The 18,946-nt window shown below is 62.9% G+C and carries 16 protein-coding genes and 1 tRNA gene; 2 read left to right on the forward strand and 15 right to left on the reverse strand.

The annotated features are described in order from the left end of the window. Positions 1-56 precede the first annotated feature (56 nt). The 12 genes from P6U27_RS00490 to P6U27_RS00545 all read right to left on the reverse strand — a co-directional run bounded on the left by P6U27_RS00490 (position 57) and on the right by P6U27_RS00545 (position 13,140). Positions 57-1,079, reverse strand: a complete 1,023-nt coding sequence (locus P6U27_RS00490) for a glycoside hydrolase family 5 protein (RefSeq protein ID WP_209296354.1) — start codon at positions 1,077-1,079, stop codon at positions 57-59. 14 nt (positions 1,080-1,093) lie between these two features. Next, positions 1,094-2,386 (reverse strand): O-antigen ligase family protein, encoded by a 1,293-nt coding sequence (locus tag P6U27_RS00495; protein WP_129142392.1) that lies wholly within the window; start codon positions 2,384-2,386, stop codon positions 1,094-1,096. A gap of 421 nt (positions 2,387-2,807) precedes the next feature. After that, positions 2,808-3,221 (reverse strand): helix-turn-helix domain-containing protein, encoded by a 414-nt coding sequence (locus P6U27_RS00500; protein ID WP_129142375.1) that lies wholly within the window; start codon positions 3,219-3,221, stop codon positions 2,808-2,810. A 203-nt stretch (positions 3,222-3,424) separates the two neighbouring features. Beyond that, complete coding sequence (ptsN, locus tag P6U27_RS00505) at positions 3,425-3,886, reverse strand: PTS IIA-like nitrogen regulatory protein PtsN (protein WP_008141251.1); 462 nt, start codon at positions 3,884-3,886, stop codon at positions 3,425-3,427. Positions 3,887-4,104: 218 nt separating this feature from the next. After that, the gene (hpf, locus tag P6U27_RS00510; protein ID WP_122400186.1) at positions 4,105-4,710 is read right to left on the reverse strand and encodes a ribosome hibernation-promoting factor, HPF/YfiA family; all 606 of its coding nucleotides are present in this window, start codon (positions 4,708-4,710) and stop codon (positions 4,105-4,107) included. Positions 4,711-4,791: 81 nt separating this feature from the next. Then, the gene (gene rpoN / locus P6U27_RS00515; RefSeq protein WP_407120479.1) at positions 4,792-6,423 is read right to left on the reverse strand and encodes an RNA polymerase factor sigma-54; all 1,632 of its coding nucleotides are present in this window, start codon (positions 6,421-6,423) and stop codon (positions 4,792-4,794) included. 90 nt (positions 6,424-6,513) lie between these two features. Next, positions 6,514-7,524, reverse strand: coding sequence for an LPS export ABC transporter ATP-binding protein (gene lptB, locus P6U27_RS00520; protein WP_129142377.1), 1,011 nt, complete (start codon positions 7,522-7,524; stop codon positions 6,514-6,516). Between the two features lie 222 nt (positions 7,525-7,746). Continuing rightward, entirely contained in the window at positions 7,747-8,454 is a 708-nt protein-coding gene (locus tag P6U27_RS00525; protein ID WP_162500045.1) for an LptA/OstA family protein, read from the reverse strand. 5 nt (positions 8,455-8,459) lie between these two features. Next, complete coding sequence (gene lptC, locus P6U27_RS00530) at positions 8,460-9,191, reverse strand: LPS export ABC transporter periplasmic protein LptC (RefSeq protein ID WP_122400190.1); 732 nt, start codon at positions 9,189-9,191, stop codon at positions 8,460-8,462. Between the two features lie 142 nt (positions 9,192-9,333). After that, on the reverse strand, positions 9,334-9,948 hold the full coding sequence (locus tag P6U27_RS00535) for a ribonuclease D (protein ID WP_122400191.1): 615 nt from the start codon (positions 9,946-9,948) through the stop codon (positions 9,334-9,336). A gap of 148 nt (positions 9,949-10,096) precedes the next feature. Further along, positions 10,097-11,563 (reverse strand): 4-amino-4-deoxy-L-arabinose transferase, encoded by a 1,467-nt coding sequence (locus P6U27_RS00540; RefSeq protein WP_245163292.1) that lies wholly within the window; start codon positions 11,561-11,563, stop codon positions 10,097-10,099. Positions 11,564-11,625: 62 nt separating this feature from the next. After that, a complete protein-coding gene (locus tag P6U27_RS00545; RefSeq protein ID WP_407193555.1) occupies positions 11,626-13,140 on the reverse strand; it encodes a hypothetical protein in 1,515 nt (504 codons plus the stop codon). A 521-nt stretch (positions 13,141-13,661) separates the two neighbouring features. Between P6U27_RS00545 and P6U27_RS00550 the strand changes: the two genes are divergently transcribed. Beyond that, positions 13,662-14,933: an MFS transporter gene (locus P6U27_RS00550; protein WP_407193556.1), complete on the forward strand. Its 1,272-nt coding sequence runs from the start codon at positions 13,662-13,664 to the stop codon at positions 14,931-14,933. Between the two features lie 1,183 nt (positions 14,934-16,116). On the opposite strand, the gene P6U27_RS00555 is transcribed toward P6U27_RS00550, so the two are convergent. Then, positions 16,117-16,224, reverse strand: coding sequence for a DUF6538 domain-containing protein (locus P6U27_RS00555; RefSeq protein WP_347338793.1), 108 nt, complete (start codon positions 16,222-16,224; stop codon positions 16,117-16,119). 223 nt (positions 16,225-16,447) lie between these two features. Continuing rightward, a tRNA-Leu gene (locus tag P6U27_RS00560) sits at positions 16,448-16,534 on the reverse strand. Positions 16,535-16,686: 152 nt separating this feature from the next. Between P6U27_RS00560 and P6U27_RS00565 the strand changes: the two genes are divergently transcribed. Beyond that, positions 16,687-17,652, forward strand: coding sequence for a complex I NDUFA9 subunit family protein (locus tag P6U27_RS00565; RefSeq protein WP_129142381.1), 966 nt, complete (start codon positions 16,687-16,689; stop codon positions 17,650-17,652). Between the two features lie 460 nt (positions 17,653-18,112). On the opposite strand, the gene P6U27_RS00570 is transcribed toward P6U27_RS00565, so the two are convergent. Beyond that, entirely contained in the window at positions 18,113-18,919 is an 807-nt protein-coding gene (locus tag P6U27_RS00570) for an undecaprenyl-diphosphate phosphatase (protein WP_129142382.1), read from the reverse strand. Positions 18,920-18,946 lie beyond the last annotated feature (27 nt).

The following is an 18,946-nucleotide window of genomic DNA, read 5'->3' on the forward strand; positions in this document are numbered from 1 at the left end:
ATGTCGACGAATTCGTCGAGGCGCGCGTCCGGCTCAGGTCGCGAAAGTTTCAAACTTCAACGCCCCGCCGGGATCAGCGCCCGCATGATGTCCGGCTTCCAGCTTTGACGCGCGCTGTCGAAGGCGGCGAAATCATGGTCGAACTGCCAATAGGCCCATGCCCAGCCAAGCCGCTCCGCACCTCGCGCTATGAACGATAGGTATCTCGTCCGAGCTTCGGCTGGAGCGGCCTCGTACACGCCGAACTCGCCGAGATAGATTGGGCGCTTTTCCCGCTCGGACCAGATACGCACCTTCTCGAAATCGGCGAGAGCCTTCCGTTCGTCCTCCGGGGTGCCCCAATCAAGTGGCCCTACTCGCGAAAACGTTTCGGACCACGGTGCGCCCTGATGCGTGAAACGGATCGGCGCGTAATAATGAAACGTGACGATGAGGTTTCGGTCATCTGACGGCAGGACCAGGTCCTCGACAGGGATGTCATCGATGTTGAGAACCGCAGCGATCACTGCCCGCCGGGGATTGGTGGCGCGGATGATGCCGAGACACTCATTCAGAAGGGCGTTCCAGGCGGCAGACGTCATCTGCCCGCCCGGCTCGTTGAGAACCTCGAAGACAAGCCTCGGATATTTTCCGGCATAGCGCGCGGCGATTTGCGTCCAGAACGCTTTCAGCTTCTCGGCGCATCCGGACACGTCGCGCTGGCAAACACCGGTATCGTGTTCGTCGAGGACGGGGATGAGATTCCGGGCGAGCACTTCCTCGATAACGGCATCGAGCCGGCGCAAGACGATGTCATCCAGCAAATTCCCGGGGCCCATGAACTTGAAGGCAAAGAAATTGATCCGAACGTGCGAGAACCCGGCGTTTCTGATCGCAGTGAGGTTGTCCAGGCGGAATGGCGCGTTCCGGCCGCCTTCCCAGATACCGTCGTAGCCGAGGATGTTGATGCCGCGCCCCAATCTCGGGGGCGCAGGCGCGGTGCCCTGCCCGGCTGCCTCGGCGTGACGGCAGATCGCAAGCACGGATATCGCCAAGGCGAGACCCAAAGTGACCGGCCAGCGGGCGCAGATGGCCTTCATCCTGCTTGCCCCCATCATTGCTGCAGGGGTTGCTGCGGCACCGGCCTGCACACTGCGAAGAAGAATGCGACGAGAAGCACCGACGTGAACATCGTCGAGCGAAGCAACATCGTCTCGGTGAAATTCGATTGAAAGCTCAGGACGACGAATCCGATGATGAGCGCGCAGTGGCAACGATCGATCGAGCGAGTGGCGATCAAATACAGGACCTTTTCCGAGAACAGATAGACGCTCGCAACGAACAGAACGTATCCCAGAAATCCGGTTTCAATCGCCACCGCGACGTAACCGCTGTGATAATTGTCGAGCACCCAGCCATGGTTCTGATTGAAATAGTCGTAAATCGAAGGCCGCGTCCAGAATCCGTTGATGCCGAAGCCCAGCAGCGGCGCGTCGTTGAAATGGCTGATGGCGTACTGCCAAATGAAGGTCCGCTCGGTGAAATCGATGGTCGATTCGCCGATACGGATGGAATCGTACCCCGTCACATAGAAATACAGCATCAGCAGGGCGGCCAGGATGCACATGATGAACGGCAGCACCGCGTAGACTCTCATGCAGCGGATCGACCACATCGAAGTCACGAGCAGTCCGCCCGCGGCAAGCGCAACGGCACCGGCACCACGAGATCCCGAGGCGATGACGCAGGTCGATGCCAGGAGAAAGGTCGAGAGGAAAGCGATCCACCCCTGGCCCGTCATCTTCTGATAACAGGCGAAAAACATCAGATAGGCGCTGATGAAGCCGAGCGTCTGCTTCGATTCATATATTCCCTGCCACTGGCCATTGTGCATCCAGCTCTGGTCAACGCCGATCTCGGGCACGAAGACCGCACACAGGGCCGAGGCGGCGACCAGGATGAAGAGCCCCAGCGCCGTCGATCCGACGATCTCGTCGATGTCGATACGCGTGATGAGGCAGTAAGCACCGAAGGTCGTCACCACAAGTGCCGCGCTCTTCATGATCGCTGCGGTGGCGAGGCTGGTCCAGAGAACGGAAACGGCAGCGAGAGTATAGAATGCGACCAGCGCGATGAGATCGGGATTGGGCTGCACGCGCACGCGTGGACGCACGAAGACGCTGGCGTAGATCAGGATGACCCACATCAAGAGCGCGAGGGCCTGTTGCACATAGCTCCACTCTGCGGGGAGCAATGCGGGGTGGAAAACGCCCATCGACGCGATCACGTTGACGGTGATCGAGATGCGGATCACGTTTCTGGCAAGCGTTTCCACGCCGGCGCCGGGCGCTTTCCAGATCGCGCTGTCGTATGCCTCGGAATCCGCTACGGTGTGCAGGCTGGCCATGAGCCGACCTTCCGAAAGCACGGTTAATATTTCCCTTAAGGTTGCATCGCGACCCCTTCGCGCGGTCGGCGGCCTCAGGGCAAACCTTCGGCGAAGGTCATATCGCCGATGTGAAGCAGATCCCAGCCACGATGGATTCGAGACCGACAGGAGGCTTGCAGCCTTGTGAAGGCGCGCTTCGAGTCGTTCGTCCGCGGGTGTGCCGAGACCGGTGGAGGCGTCAATAAGGGCCTGCGACAGCGCTCCGATCACATCCGTCGAGACCCTGCTCGCTTCGGCCGTGAACGAGCCGGCGTCAGCCATGTCGAGCTGGAGCCGGAAGGCTTTCACGATTCGCCTTGAAGGCATTTCCCGCAAAGTGGCGGCACAATCGAGATGCTCGTCGCCAGCGAGAAAGCTCATCTGCAGGACGTAGCGCGCGTCAGCGGCGGCGGAGCGCCAGTCCTCGGCAACCAACGACCTTGCGACCAACGCCGGCGGCGATCTTGTCGCGGAGCTGGGCGACCAGGGACGAGGCCTGCTGGCTGAAGGGATGCCCCTGAGGTCCGAAAGCCGGGCCAATGACCAGGAATCCGCCGACCGCCGCCGAAGACGATGCGGCGATCCAGACATAGCCCTCGCCATATTGTGTGGCGATGTACTTTGGCGATTTGGCGCTGTCGCCAAGCTTGGTCCGCAGCCTGTTCACCAGAAAGTCGATGTTGCGGTCGGATATGTCGGATTCCGAAGCAACCTCATCGAGCAGACGGCCGCGGCGCGTGAGGCGGATGCGGATTCCGGGTGAGGGCGAGCAACAGCGCGCGCTCGTTTCTGGTGAACTTGATCGTCTGCCCATTGCGGCGCGAACAGGCACGTCTCGTCGAGGATCAGATCTCCGAAGCGGAGATCTGGCACTTTGTTCACTCCTGCCCCCTTAAGGCCAGTCAAGCGCCGATCAGAGACAGGTATCCTCGTGAACGGCCCTGCCGCAAGCCTTGCATGGAGTCGCCGAAAATGCCGCGGCAGTTGGACGCGATAACGACGGCTTGGCGCGGAGCTTTACGCCGCAGTCGCGGGCGGCAGAGCGAGCACCGAATAGATCGCCTGGGCGTCGCGCGAGGCGCGGAGCTTCTTGGCGATGTCCTGATCGCGCAGGAGACGAGCGATGCGAGCGAGCGCCTTGAGGTGATCGGCGCCGGCGCCTTCGGGGGCGAGCAGCAGGAAGACCAGGTCGACCGGCTGGCCGTCCATCGCCTCGAAATCGATCGGGCGATCGAGCCGCGCGAACAGGCCAAAGATCTTTTCCAGCTTGGGCAGCTTGCCGTGGGGAATGGCGACGCCATAGCCGACCGCGGTGGTGCCGAGCTTCTCCCGCTGCAGCAGCACCTCGAATACCGAGCGCTCGTTCTGCCCGGTCAGCTCGGCGGCCTTGGCTGCGAGCTCCTGCAGGGCCTGCTTCTTGCTGTTGACCTTCAATGCCGGGAGAATCGCCTCGGGTGCGACCAGATCGGTAATCGGCATGGAGGGTTTCCGAGGTGAATTAAACCGTCAGGTTCCGAATTGGCCAGCTTGATAGACCAAACTGAGCCGGCGTCAATAACATGAAGCAGGAGGCGGACTTAGCCCCGGTTCAGATGTGGGGGGCTTCTACTCCAACGCAATCCCGGTGCCAACTCCCGCATGCGGCTTTGCCCCCGTCATTGTTAAGGGGCCGGAATGCTACGGGCCCCGTCCCAGGCCTAACCATCCGACCGGCCGTCGACCTTCGCGCCCGGCGGGTCAATCCAGCCCACATTGCCGTCCGCCCGGCGGTAAATGATGTTCACCCGGCCGGACGAACCATGCTGGAACACCAGGCAGGGTGCCCCGCTGAGGTCGAGTTCCATGACAGCTTCGCTGACCGAGAGCCGCTTCAGCGCCGTGGTTTGCTCCGCAATGATGACGGGGCTGTAGCCGGTGACTTCCTCTTCACCCTCCCCAGGCGCTTCCAGCACATAGCTGGTGGCATCGAGCGCAGCCATCGCCTCGGAGGCGGCATGGGCCTTGCGGGCGGAGCGGTCCTTGAGCCGGTTCTTGTAGCGACGCAGCCGCTTCTCGATCATCAGCAGCGCCTGGTCAGCGCTGGCATAAGCATCCGGCGCGTTCGAATCGGCCTCCAGCGTAATTCCCGAATCGAGATGCAGGGCGCAATCGGTGCGGAAACCGAAGCCGTCCTTGCTCAGCGTGATGTGGCCGGAATAGTTGCCGTCGAAATATTTGCGCAGCACCTCGTCGGTTCGGTCGGCGACGCGACCGCGCAGGGCCTCGCCGACGCTGATGCTCTTTCCCGAGATTCTGAGAGTCATGTGATGCCTCGCTTGGTTGGTGCCCAGCTTGGATCGGTCTCGATGGGGAATCGAGAGTAGCGCGATTTCGCTCCGGCGCAATCAGGCCAGTTCGGGGTTGCGGGAGCGATCGGACAAGGCGGTGGAGAGGACGTTACCAAGAGCGCTCTGCTTGTCGCGGCGGCGTTGCACCGAGGAGGGTATGCGCATGGCTTCGCGGTACTTCGCGACCGTGCGGCGGGCAATATCAATGCCCGAGGCGCGCAAGCGTTCCACGATGGTGTCATCCGACAGGATCGCGGAGGGCTCCTCCGAATCGATCAGCTGCTTGATGTGGTGACGCACGGCTTCCGCCGAATGCGCCTCACCGCCGTCGGCCGAGGCGATCGAGGCCGTGAAGAAATATTTCAGCTCGAACGTGCCGCGGTTGGTCGCCATATATTTGTTGGCGGTGACGCGCGACACCGTGGATTCATGCATCTGGATGGCATCAGCGACGGCCTTCAGATTGAGCGGCCGCAGGTGCGCGACGCCATGGGTGAAGAAGCCGTCCTGCTGGCGCACGATCTCGGTTGCAACCTTCAGGATGGTGCGGGCGCGCTGGTCGAGCGCGCGCACGAGCCAGGTCGCGTTCTGCAGCGCGTCGGTGAAATACGACTTGTCGCCGTCCTTGCCGATCTTCTTCGACAGCTCGGAATAGTAGGTCTGGTTGACCAGCACGCGCGGCAAGGTGTCGCTATTGAGCTCGACATGCCAGCCGCCGTCGGGGCCCGGACGGACATAGACATCGGGCACCATGGTCTGCAGGCGCGCCGAGCCGAACTTCATGCCCGGCTTGGGATTGAGGCGGCGGATCTCGCCGATCATGTCGGCGATGTCCTCGTCGTCGACGCCGCAGATCTTGCGCAAGGCAACGATGTCACGCTTGGCCAAGAGATCGAGATGCTCGACCAGGGCCTGCATCGCGGGGTCGTAGCGGTCGAGCTCGCGCAGCTGGATCGCCAGGCATTCGCTCAACGACCGCGCGCAGACGCCGGGCGGGTCGAATTTTTGCAGCACGGCAAGGACGTCCTCGACCTCCTGCTGCGTTGCGCCGAGACGCTCGGCGGCCTGGCCGAGATCGGGCGGCAGATAGCCGGCCTCGTCGACGAGATCGATCAGGTACTGGCCGATCAGGCGCTGGGCGGGGGCGGTGAAGGCGACCGAGAGCTGCTCGGCGAGATGATCCGACAACGTTGTCTCGGCCGCGACAAAAGCTTCGAGATTGTAGTCTTCGTCACCCGAGGCGCCGCCGCCCCATTCGGTATAGGTGGTCGGCACGGCATCCTGGGCGTTGCGCGCCGCAGCCTCGGCCGGCTCCTCGGAGAAGACGTTGTCGAGGCCGGTGTCCAGGGTCTGCTCGATCTCGGCGCGGGTGCCGAGATCCTTGCTCATCCATTCTTCCTGGCCCGGCTCGAAGGCCTCGCCGCTGCCGCCGAAGCCGTCGTCGCCAACACCGTCACCTTGACCACCGGAATCGTTGCCATCGCCGTACTGGCCGGCCTCGGCCGAGGCCTCGCCCGCGGGGGCCTCGTCATTGGCCCGCTCCAGGAGGGGGTTACGCTCAAGCTCCTCTTCCACGAAGGTGGTGAGATCGAGATTGGACAATTGCAGCAGCTTGATCGCCTGCATCAGCTGCGGCGTCATGACCAGCGACTGCGATTGCCGGAACTCTAATCTCTGCGTGAGCGCCATGAAGCAAGAACCGTTCCCAAAAATTGGTCCGATTTTTGCTTATCCTAGTCCGAGCCCGATGTACACGTCTTGACGGATTGGAAAAAAGGGCTAGAGGCGGAACTCCTCGCCAAGGTAAAGGCGGCGCACGTCCGGATCAGCAACGATCTCATCCGGCGTCCCCTCGGTCAAGATTTCCCCGGCATAGACGATATAGGCGCGATCGGTGAGACCGAGCGTCTCGCGGACATTGTGGTCGGTGATGAGCACGCCGATGCCGCGATTGGTGAGATGGCGGACGAGGTCCTGGATGTCGCCGACGGCGATCGGGTCGATGCCGGCGAAGGGCTCGTCGAGCAGCATGTAGTTCGGCCGCGTCGCCAGCGCGCGTGCGATCTCGACGCGGCGGCGTTCGCCGCCGGACAGCGCGATCGACGGCGATTTGCGCAGGCGCGTGATGTTGAACTCGTCGAGCAACGAATCGAGCTGCTGCTCGCGTTTCTTGCGCGAGGGCTCGACCACTTCGAGCACGGCGCGGATGTTCTGCTCGACGGTGAGGCCGCGGAAGATCGAGGCTTCCTGCGGCAGGTAGCCGATGCCGAGCCGCGCGCGCTGATACATCGGCAGCTTCGTCACATCATGGCCGTCGAGCTCGATCGCGCCGCGGTCGGCCTTGATCAGGCCGGTGATCATGTAGAACACGGTGGTCTTGCCGGCGCCGTTCGGGCCGAGCAGGCCGACCGCTTCGCCTCGGCGCACATAGATGCTGACGCCGCGCACCACCTGGCGGCTGCCGAAGGCTTTTTCCACATTATGCACAGCCAGGAAGCCGGGCCGCTTCAGCAGCTGCGGCCCGCCTGCGCCATTGGATTTGCTGGCGGCCCTGACCGGGTGGACCGGCTGCGGCCGCGGCGGCTCGACTTGATAGTCGGCCTGGTAGTCCGCCTGGAACTGGTCGGGCGCACGCATCGGCTGCTCCCGGGTGATCGGCGGCGCGTCCCTGACAGGACTGGCCATGAGGCCGCCGACGCTGTCACCGAGTGCGGTAATGTCCTGACGCGCAAATCCAGGCCGGCCACGTTTGGCGGGGCGCCGACGGAACATGCTGAAGAGATCGACCATCCCCGCCTTCTAGCCTTGCGCGTTTCGTGCGCGAAATTCGCGTGATCTGCCACGCCAGCCAGACCGATTCGCTGACGCAGCATGAGTGAAGGGATGTCTCATGCCCAGTGAAACACGCCCGAAAAGCGGCGAACCCCGCTTCGAAAGCCCTGCGCGCTAGATACAGTCTCGCCGCGCAGGCTTCAACCTCGGATCGGGAGCACCCGAGCCAAGTGATTGAATTTACTTTTGTTTGCTTGCGCCGGGCAGCTGCAAGGGCGGCGCCGCGCCGGATTTGCCGCCCTGGCCGCAATCATTGCTGCCACCCTGCGGCATCAGGACCTGGACTCCCCGTCCGCTGTCAGATTCCACGCGCGACACGCCGGTGGTCATATCGACGGTCAGGCGGTCGCCGCGCATGACGTTCTTGCACTGGGTCAGGACCACCTGGCCCGAGCCGCCGAGCATGGTGATGAGATTGGTCCGGGTGTCGAAGATGGCAGTCTCGCCTGTCACCACCTGGTCCTTCTGGGTGACCACGACATTGCCGCGTGCCTCCAACCGCTTGATCGAGGAGCTGCCGCTCGGTCCTGGCGTCGCCGACTGCATCGGCGCCGATTTCGCGCCCTTCGCCGGTGCGGGCTGCGGCGTGGCCGGCTTGTCGCCGCCCGAATCGTAAAACACCACGAGCGTCTTCGAGGTCATGGTGGTGTCGCCCTGCACGACCTTCACATTGCCGGCGAAGGTCGCCTCCTTCTTCTTGTCGCGCATTTCCAGCGACGCGGCCTCGATCTGGATCGGCTGATCGCGGTTCTGCGAAAAGCCCTGCATCGCGTTGGGCACGCCTTGCATCGCGCCCTGCGCGATGGCCGCACCCGTGACGAGCAGCGCGAGGCCGACGGCGAGCGCGGCCTTGCCGACGACAGCGTTGCGCGAAAAACGGTTCATCATGAAAATCACTTTGAATTGGCAGGCTTGTTCTGAGGCGTGCGTGTCTTCGCCGGCGCGGGCTCGGATGGAACGGGCTGGGCGGCAGCGGGCTCGTCCAGCTTGTCCAGATGCATCACCACATTGCCCTCGAAGCGGATGACGTCACCGCCTTCGGTAATTCGCAGGCGATCCGCGCTCAGCGTGCCATTGGTCAGCTTGACGTCGACGCGCTCGTCCGAGGTGACCGTGCCCTTGCCCATGTCGACGAAGGCCGAGTTCAGCCGCGCCTCATAGCCGGTCGAGGTGCGCAGGAAGATGTCCTCGTGCAGATCGAGCTGCTGCTGCTTATTGTCGAAGCGGCCGGTGCGGGCGTCGAGGAACAAGGTCGATTGATCCTCCATCAGCACCTTCGCCCGCAAATCCGAGAGATCGACATGATCGGGGTCGGTGATGTCCTGTGTCGCGGTCTTGGCCCAGAGCTCGTAAGGCCGCTGGTCCGGCGTGTAACCGGCGAGGTGCGGCGTCTCCATCGTGATCCTGGTGCCGGACACCACCATATTTCCGGAATCGAGCGGCAGCTTCGGCATCAGCATGCGGAACGGATTGAAGATCGAGACGCCGACGATGGCAGCCATGGACAGCAGCACCGCACCCGGTACCGCGATGCGCAGAATCCGCACCAGGCGGCTGTGGCGCGCCGCGCTGGCGAACTTCGCCGCAAGCGCGGCGTCGTAGGTGGGATTCTGGGCCGAATTCACCTGGGCTCCTACTTACCTCGGCTCCTGACTATCGCTCGGCCCCATTCTATCCGGCGCCGCCCAAATATGCAGCCGGCGACAGGCCGTTACGAAAGTGTCCGAAACGGGGCGGCAACCCCTGGCCAATCGCAGCGAGAGCCCCTTAGGAATGCGCGAAAATGTCCTCTTCCGCCCAGCCCTGGAGGTCGAGAAGAGCGCGAGTCGGCAGGAAATCGAAACAAGCCTGCGCCAGCGCGGCGCGGCCTTCCCGGACCAGCATGGCGTCGAGCCGCTCGCGCAAGGCATGCAGATGCAGCACGTCGGAGGCGGCGTAGGCGAGCTGCGGCTCGCTGAGGCTGTCGGAACCCCAGTCGCTGGACTGCTGCTGCTTGGAGAGGTCGATGTTGAGCACCTCGCGCACGAGGTCCTTGAGGCCGTGGCGGTCGGTATAGGTGCGGGTCAGGCGGGAGGCAATCTTGGTGCAATAGATCGGTCCGGTCATGACGCCGAAGGTCTGGTACAGGACCGCGATATCGAACCGCGCGAAGTGGAAGATTTTCGTGACCGCCGGATTGGCCAAAAGCGCCTTCAGGTTCGGCGCGTCGGTGTGCCCCTTGGGGATCTGCACCACGTCGGCGCTGCCGTCACCGGGCGAGAGCTGCACCACGCAGAGCCGGTCACGGTGCGGGTTCAGCCCCATGGTCTCGGTATCGATCGCCACCGCTCCGGTGTAGCGGGACAGGTCGGGCAGGTCGCCGCGGTGCAGGCGTACGGTCATGGCGGGTCAAAACCTCGGGTCGAATCGGTGCATTTTGCAGGCTAGAGCACGATCCGGAGAGTGCGAAGCGGTTTTCCGACGAGACCATGCGAACCGGCCGCGGCCGCGTTTATCTGCTGGCGGCGGACCGCGCAAGCGTCAGTCGCAGTCAGTCATTGAGACGCACCAGGACGTCGTTGATCCCGAAGGGGCCGGTCGTGAACGCATCGCAAGCGCCACGCCGGACGAAGACGCAGGTGTTGATGTCATGGCTCGCGAGGGCACAGGTTCGCTTGGAAAAGTCCGGGGGCAGTTCTCCGGCCAGCGACGCCGGGGCGATGATGCGGTTGAATTCGCGTTGGTGCTTTTGCACCAGCGCCGAAAGCTGTCCATTGACCAGAGGATCGTCCTGATAGAAGGAATAGACCGGACGACCGATCGCGAGTTGCCCGCGGCCCGGCAGGAACGGGTCGTGCATGCCGTACAGGGCGAGACCGCAGAATTCCGGATCGACGTCAAGGTCCGTCGCCAATTTCGCCTCGGCCGTGCCGAGCATCCAGTTGTGGCGCATGGTGTAGGTCGCGCCTGACAATCCCAGCGACAGCAGCACCCAACCCGCGCAGACGACGGGAAGGCCCCAGTGCCGCCACCCAGGGCGTTGGCGCATCAACTGGACCCAATCCGCCGAGCCAAGCGCCGCAGCGATGATCAGCAAGGGGATCGACAGGAAGATGAAGCGATATTCCTTGTGCGCGATCATGCTGTGAAATGCGACGTTCACGATCGCCGCGACGATCAGCAGCGGGGCATGTTGCCAGCCACGCCGGAGCGCCATCAGCATCAGCAGCGTCGCTCCCGACCACAGGATAGACATCAGCTGGATGTAAGCCATCGGCGGCGCGACGCCGAATTCCGACGCCCTGTCATGCAGGAGATTTTGCTGAATGTTGAGGACGAGCCACGCGAACGGAATCGAGCCGTTGGCGAGGTCGACGCCAGCCGCGACCGCCAGAGCGGCGCATCCGCCGGCAATCAGGGCAATTGCGTTGCGCAGATCCCGCCAGCAGGCGCCCAGCACGAACACGGCGCAGGCCGGCGCATATTGGAAGCGCCAGACGAAAGCGAGCCCGAGCAATGCGCCGCCGGCAAAGAGGCGGTTGCGCGAGGGTTCTCCGGTCAGCAGCAAGGCTGCCGGCAGGATGAGGGCCGTCGTCAGCGGTTCGCTCAGCGTGTGAGGCGCGAAATAGACGAGCTCGAACCAGACCGCGGCGGCAAGCGCCGCGACGATGGCATGCGCGCGCGAGATCCGCGCGCCGAAATGCCAGGCGGTTGCGACGATCGACAGCGACGCAAGGCTGACGAGCAGGCGAGGCGCGACGAAGGCACCCCAGCCGCCGGGTGCAAGCCAGTCGCCCAGCGCGACCGGGCCTGCGAACAAGGTCGGCAAGAACCAGCTTCGAATGCCGTCACGCCATTCCCAGGTGACGACGCCCTGATGACCGAGCAGGCGCCAGGCCGGCTCCAGATATTGATAGATCTCGTCGTTGTGATTGATGTTCGGCCAGAAGGCGAGCGGCAGCCGGATGGCCGCGGCGACCAGCAGCAACGCACACAGGACGCCGTATCGCGCTGCCAAGCTTTTGGATTCGCCGGCGGGAGCGCTGGCGGGAACGAACAGAACTGCGGCACTATCCGTCATTATTTCTTGGCCTCGCCGGCAAAATCGGGCCTGACGTAAACGGTTTCATAGGCCCCACTGTATTGCTCGCGCCAGCCACGCCGCTCGACCAGAAACCGCCGTAGCTGCTCATGCGTCCTGACCCACAGCACCGCGTCAATCCGGTATTTGTCGAGCACCATGTCCCAAGCCGCTTCGTCGATTTCCCAGCTCACCAGCTTGAAATAGTCGTGCAGCAGATCGTCCGGATAGGCGGTGGCGGCACGGCCGTCGACGAAGGGCGAGACGGTGCCGTGCGTCTTGAAGATCAGGTAGCCGCCGACATTCCAGTTGTTCAGGACGCGCGCGCCGGCAAGATTCTTTTGCAAATAGCTGGCGTCTTCGTTCGACAACATGTCCGGCATCGCGAACGCCGGAGCGGCGCGCAGGAAGACCATCGGCAAGGTGCACAGACCGACGATGCCGGCCGCGAGCAGCGGTCCCTTGACGTCGATATTGGTGAACCGCTCAGGCAGCAGCCGGCTGACGTGCAGCGCCATCGGTACCGCCGAGAAGATGAAGAAGAATGCGATGTACCTGAACTGATACAGGCCCAGTATCAGGAACAGCCACGACATCAATCGTGGTTCGAGCGGGATCGGCCTTGAATTCCGGAAGCGCAACTCGAGCACGACGAAGGCCAGCATGTAAAGAATGCCGGGAATGCTGCCCGGCATTTCCATGTTGTGATAGTAGGACAGCCACTCGCCAATATTGTCCTGCACGAAGTGCCCCATCGTCGCGGCGGTGCCGGCGTAGATGTTCCAGCCGAGCGGATTGACGAATGTCGCAGCAAGACACGCGATGCCGGCGCATGCGAAAATCTTGAGATCAGCCCAGGCACCGCGGAGCAAGGCTACGGCGAAGAACACGCCGATGACGAAGAAGCCGAGCAGGAAGCCGCCGTGCAAATTGGCCCAGAGCACCATCAGCAGCGGAAGCAGGAACCATCGCGAGCGTCGCAGGCATTCCCGGTAGAACACGACGCAGAGCAACATCGTGCAGGTGTTGGGCGACACCGCGAGATACACGTTCGGCGAGGCCTCGTAGAGGGGATAGAGCAGGCACGCCAAGAACACGGCGATGCACACCGCGACCGGCGATGCGCCGGTGCCGACACAGACGGATGTGAGATAGCCGACGATCGCCGCGCCACACGCCACTGCTAACACGACGAGCCCGCCAAGGCCTGCATATTGAAACGTGACGCTGGCGAGCGCGTCCCAGAGCCAGGACAGGTTGAACCATGTCTTGTCGCCGTGGGTGAAAGACCAGGGATCTTGCAAGGGGATGTTGCTGCTCGTCCGGATCAGATCTCCGGCCGCCAGATGCCAGCCGAGATCGTAGTGACCGAGCAGGGCCGGCGCGTTCAGGACGTAGAACAGGGACATGAACGAGATCAGGAACAGATAGATTCCCGACCTCAGCGCGAACGGGCTGATCGCATTCGCAACTTTGTCGAATGTCGGCTCGCGCCAGACTTGGTGCTGATCCACCGATCCCCTCACGACGAAGCGAGCCCCAAGGGCTCTTGCGTGCCCGCCTGGTCGCCGGATGCGAGCTTCGCCGCTGACTTAGAGGCAAGTTATCTAAAGTGGAGTAAATCCGGACGGTGCAATCGAGGGGATTTGGCCGGCGAAAAGCTGAGGGCACCGGAGCTTGTGTAACGTCCAAGCGGTTGTTTTTACGTGATATTTCCTACCTAGCGGCAGCTGGCGATGGAGCGGCCGACATGGCGCTGTCAGCGCTGATTTGGGAGGACGACCGAGAACGTGGTGAATGAACTCGTCGCCTTCGCGCCGCTCCCCCTTCCAAGTGTGCGAGGTGCTACGCGAAGGGTGCGGCTGATCCGGGAGCGCGAGGTGCGATAGGCCATCCTGGACGTCGCAATCGCACGCGGGCCCGAGGCCGCTGATGCAAGCCCTGGTTTTTCAGACACGCCCCCTGCAAATCGCCTTCAGCCGACCTTATCTCCCATTTTCTCGCGCCCCGCCCTGCTCATCCCGAATCGGATGCCATGACCGAACAGACGCTCGCTGCGCCAATCGACGACCAACGGGAACGCCAGCGCGGCTTCTCGCGCTACCAGGCGCTCCTCATCGCGCTGCTCGCGTTCACGCAGTTCACGATCATCCTCGACTTCATCATCATGTCGCCGCTCGGCGCCATCCTGATGCCATCGCTCAACATCACGGCGGGACAGTTCGGCGTCGCGGTGTCGGCCTACGCATTCAGTGCGGGAGTATCGGGCATCCTCGCCGCCGGCTTCGCCGATCGCTTCGATCGCAAGCGCCTCTTGCTGTTCTTCTATGTCGGCTTCACGCTCGGCACCCTGCTCTGCGCCGCCGCGCAGAATTATCACATCCTGCTGCTCGGCCGGATCGTGACCGGATTGTTCGGCGGCGTGATCGGCTCGGTCGTGCTCGCCATCGTCACCGACCTGTTCCCGTTGCAGATGCGCGGCCGCGTGATGGGCTTCATTCAGACCGCATTCGCCGCGAGCCAGGTGCTCGGCATTCCCGCCGGGCTGTTTCTCGCCAATCACTGGAACTGGCATGTCTGCTTCGTCGCGATCGTCGTCCTGTCGATCGCGGCAATCGCGATCATCGCCTTCGCGATGGAGCCGGTCGACGCACATCTGACGCTGAAGCAGGACAGAAGCCCATTCCACCATCTGGTCGCGACGATTGGTCACCCGCGCTATACGCTCGCCTTCGCCGTCACGACGCTGCTGGCGACGGGCGGCTACATGCTGATGCCGTTCTCCAGCGCCTACACCGTGCACAATCTCGGCATCGACATCACGCATCTGCCGACGATCTATCTCGTCTCCGGCCTGTTCAGCATCGTCACCGGGCCGCTGGTCGGCAGGGCGAGCGACGCGTTCGGCAAGTATCCGACCTTCGTGTTCGGCTGCGCGATGACCGTCCTCATGGTGCTGATCTACACCCATCTCGGCCATGTCTCGCTGGTGACCGCGATCACCGTCAACGTGCTGCTGTTCGTCGGCATCTTCTCGCGCATGATCCCATCGCAGGCGCTGATGTCGGCGATCCCGGAGCCGAGCCAGCGCGGCTCGTTCAGCGCGGTCAGCGCCTCGCTCCAGCAGCTCTCCGGCGGGCTCGGCTCCGTGCTCGCCGGCGCGATCATCGCGCAGGCGCCTGATGGCGCGCTGATCCATTTCGACCGGATCGGCTACGTCGTCGTGACCACGACGATCGTGACGCTGGTGATGATGTATTTCGTGCAGAAGGCGGTGGCGGAGCCGGCGGGGAAGCGGGTGGTGTGAGGGTGCTTCACCTTATCGCGACCGATGGTCAAGCTCAGCTTCGACCCACCACGGTCGCAGCCGTTTGACTCAGACCGCCTTGAAAAGGAATGCCGATCAACAATAGTCATTGGTCAGCTAGACCGCATGGAAGAGTCGCATGGCGGTGAGTGCTGATCTGGGCGAAGCGCTCGAGAGCTTCGAATGACCCGGATCAGACATCAGCTAGGCTAATGAGATTCGATCACGGTCGTGCCTGTCAGGCCAACTGAACGGGCCCGTGGTCATCGCAATGATCACCATGCGGATGGTGCAGCCGACCGTCCACGAGATAGTCGACATGATCGCCATGCGGCACCTGTTCATGTCCGCAGTTTGGACCGTGTACGTGTGAACAGTGGACTTGAGGCGTGCACTTCACGGGATTTGCTGCGCTGACCGGAATGACATGTTCGTCCACGTGATCCCCGTGCATGTGATGGAGATGGCCGTCGTGAAGATAATCCACGTGGCCGTCATGACGGATCCCGGTGTGCCCGCAGTTGGGGCCATGCTTGTGGGGATGATTGGCGTGATGCTTCTCGGTGCAGGTTTCCATCATTGTGTCCTTTCTTCGCTCAGGAACCAGCTAGGGCCTCACTGCTTCTCTGTAGGCTCCTCGATCGGCGCACTGCAAAAATCTCAGACTAAAATCTCAGAAATGTGCTTCGCCGCCCGCCGGAGTATGGTTCCTTCGTGTTTGGAGACGAAGCGTCATTCCAGCCCTGATACGTTCCGTAGCTTCGGCCCTGCACGAAGTGGAAATACTTTTTGCAGGCGCCTGTTCCTTTCCCGGAATAATCGCCCTTCACATTTGAAGGACGAATTTGGCTGCGCACGACACTTGTGGCGGTTTCTCAAAGCCTCAGTGGCTGGCTTGTCCCAATGTCGCAGTGTGGCCCGTCGCGTCGATCTTGGCGCGTCCGCTATTGCGCCGCTCCTGTTGGCTGAGCGGGAATGATCGACCACCACCTTGCGAACCTGTGCGAGGTAGAAGCCCTCTGCCGTTCGTGGACTATCTACGATCGGCAACCATCAACGTGATGAAACGATCAGGCACCGTGCCGCGCGGTGAGCAATAGGTTGCCCGTCGGGGAAGAGGAAGCCGCCCGAGTTCTGCTCGGCCACACTCCCTTAGAACATCGCCACAACCCACCGCGTTCCCTCAGGCGTCATCGAGATAGGCGAGCGCCTTGGCTTGCCGTGCTTTGGCCTCCCGAGGGTCATGTGTGCGCAGCGACACTTTGATCGTGCCGGTGCCACCGACCTTCACCGTCGCCGTCTCATCCCCACGGGAACGCCCAGCACCAAGCCCACTGCCTGATCGGTCAGGTCAGCGGGGACGCGCTTTCGGAGGTAATGAACGGAGGAGCCGTCGCGGCGGATAGGAGAGGCCATTCGCAGAAGCATGTGTACCGTCTCTGTGTACCAGTTGAGACGGTCGATCACCCTTGAGTATCAGGGACTCCAGCGAAATCGAGGACATCGCGGAGCGGTGGTGCCCAGGAAAGGACTCGAACCTTCACGGCCGTTAAGCCACTGGCACCTGAAGCCAGCGCGTCTACCAATTCCACCACCTGGGCATGCCGTTTGGGGCACGGAGGGGGTTACTACGGTTCGGTGACGCCGTTGTCAATTCATGCTTGAAGCCCGGTTCGGGATGCCGATTGCGCATCGCAAACCAGGCCGATAAAAGCCTGACAAGACGCACTCTTTCCGCAGGAATGGACCCCCCATGGCATCGAATCTGGACACGCTCGTCACGGTTTTCGGCGGATCGGGGTTTTTGGGCCGCAGTGTCGTCCGCGCCCTGTGCAAGAGGGATTACCGGGTCCGGGTCGCGGTGCGGCGGCCGGAACTCGCCGGATACCTCCAGCCGCTCGGCCGGGTCGGGCAGGTCCACGCCGTGCAGGCGAATCTGCGCTATCCGGCCTCGGTCGAGGCGGCGCTGCGTGATTCGCACATCGTGATCAATCTCGTCGGCGTCCTCACCGAGGCTGGCGCGCAGACTTTTGATGCCGTCCAGGCCAAGGGCGCCGAGACCGTCGCCAAAGCGGCAGCCGCCGCCGGAGCCCAGCTGGTGCATGTCTCCGCGATCGGGGCCGACGCCGGTTCGCCCTCGCGCTATGCCAGAGCCAAGGCGGCGGGCGAAGCCGCGGTCCTGGCTGCGGTTCCCTCAGCCACGATCTTCCGCCCCTCCGTGATGTTCGGCCCCGAGGACCAGTTCACCAACCGCTTTGCCGCGCTGGCCCGGATGTCGCCGGTGCTGCCGCTGATCGGCGGGAGTACCCGGATGCAGCCGGTCTATGTCGGCGACGTCGCCACCGCGATCGCGGATGCTGCCGACGGCAAGGCCAGGACGGGCGCGACCTACGAGCTCGGCGGGCCGGAGGTGCTGACGATGCGCGAGATCATCCAGACCATCCTCGACATCACTGACCGGAAGCGGATGCTGATCTCGCTGCCGTTCGGCCTCGCCCGCTTCCAGGCTCACTTCCTGCAATTCGCGCCGGGCGGGTTCAAGCTGACGCCGGACCAGGTCACGCTGCTCGAGCGCGACAATGTGGTGTCGGAGGCGGCGAAGGCGGCCGGCCTGACGCTGGAAGGCCTCGGCATCACGCCCGATTCGCTGGAAGCGATTGCCCCGCAATATCTGTGGCGCTTCCGCGCCGCAGGCCAATTCCAGCGCATGAGCGTGTGAGGTTCTTACCTCTCCCGCTTGCGAGGTCGCCGCATCCGGGCGATGCGAAGCATCGTCCCGCGCGGCGGGTGAGGGCTTTCTCGTCATCGGGACCTCGCTGTGGAGACACGCTCTCTCCAACCCTCTCCCGCAAGCGGGCGAGGGAGCGCACCGAACGTGCGGCAACGGCGTCAAAGCTTCAGCTTCTTGAACACCGCCTCGGGCCAGGCTTCACCGTAACGACGTGAGGCTGTCGACATAGCGGCCGAAAACGCCCTAAAGCATGATCCGGAAAAGTGCGAAGCGGTTTTCCGGAAAGATCATGCGCAAACAACAAGCTAAAGCGCGATGACGATTCATCCAAATCTCATCGCGCTTTAGCAGTGATGGTTCTTGCCGTGCATGTCGGCCGCGATGACGCGCCGATCAAAACGAAGCGCGTGCCAAAACTCATATGGCGTTGAAGCCCGGGCGGTAGAGCTTAACGACCGAGCGCCAGCGCGATCAGGCCGAGCGTGCCGACGATGACTCGCCACCAGGCGAACAGCACGAAGCCGTGGCGGGTGACGTATGTCAAAAATGTCTTCACCACGATGACGGCGGTGATGAACGAGACCACGAAGCCGATCGCGACGATGTTCATATGGTCCATCGTCATCTCGGCGCGGTTCTTGTAGAAATCGTAGGCGAACGCGCCGATCATGGTGGGAATGGCGAGGAAGAACGAGAATTCCGCCGCCGCGCGCTTGTCGGCGCCGAGCAGCATCGCGGCGACGATGCTGGCGCCGGAACGCGACACGCCTGGGATCATCGCCACGCACTGCGCGATGCCGATATAGAGATACATCAGCAGCGGAAATTTGGTGGCGTCGTGCTCGCGCGGCTTGAGGTCGAGCTTGTCGACCCAGAGCAGGATGGCGCCGCCCACGATCAACGTGAAGCAGACGACCCAGGGGTTGAACAGTACGCTCTTGATGTATTTGCCGGCAACGAGGCCGACGACGACGGCCGGCAGGAACGCCACCAGCACGCCGATCACGAAACGGCGCGCATAGGCATCGCCCGTGAACATGCCGATCGCGACGTCCCAGAGCTTTCTGAAATACAGCCCGACGATCGCGAGGATCGCACCCAGCTGGATCAGAACCGTAAACGAATCCCAGAACGCGCCTTCACCGAGATGGAAGAAGCGCTCGGCGAGCAAGAGGTGGCCGGTCGAGGATACGGGAAGGAACTCGGTCACACCCTCGATGATGCCGAGGATCACTGCCCGTATTGCGTCTGACATATTTACGGTCCATTTCGGCTGGAAAAG

It is taken from the genome of Bradyrhizobium sp. STM 3566 (assembly GCF_045571445.1).
In the GTDB taxonomy this organism is placed as follows: Bacteria; Pseudomonadota; Alphaproteobacteria; order Rhizobiales; family Xanthobacteraceae; genus Bradyrhizobium; species Bradyrhizobium vignae.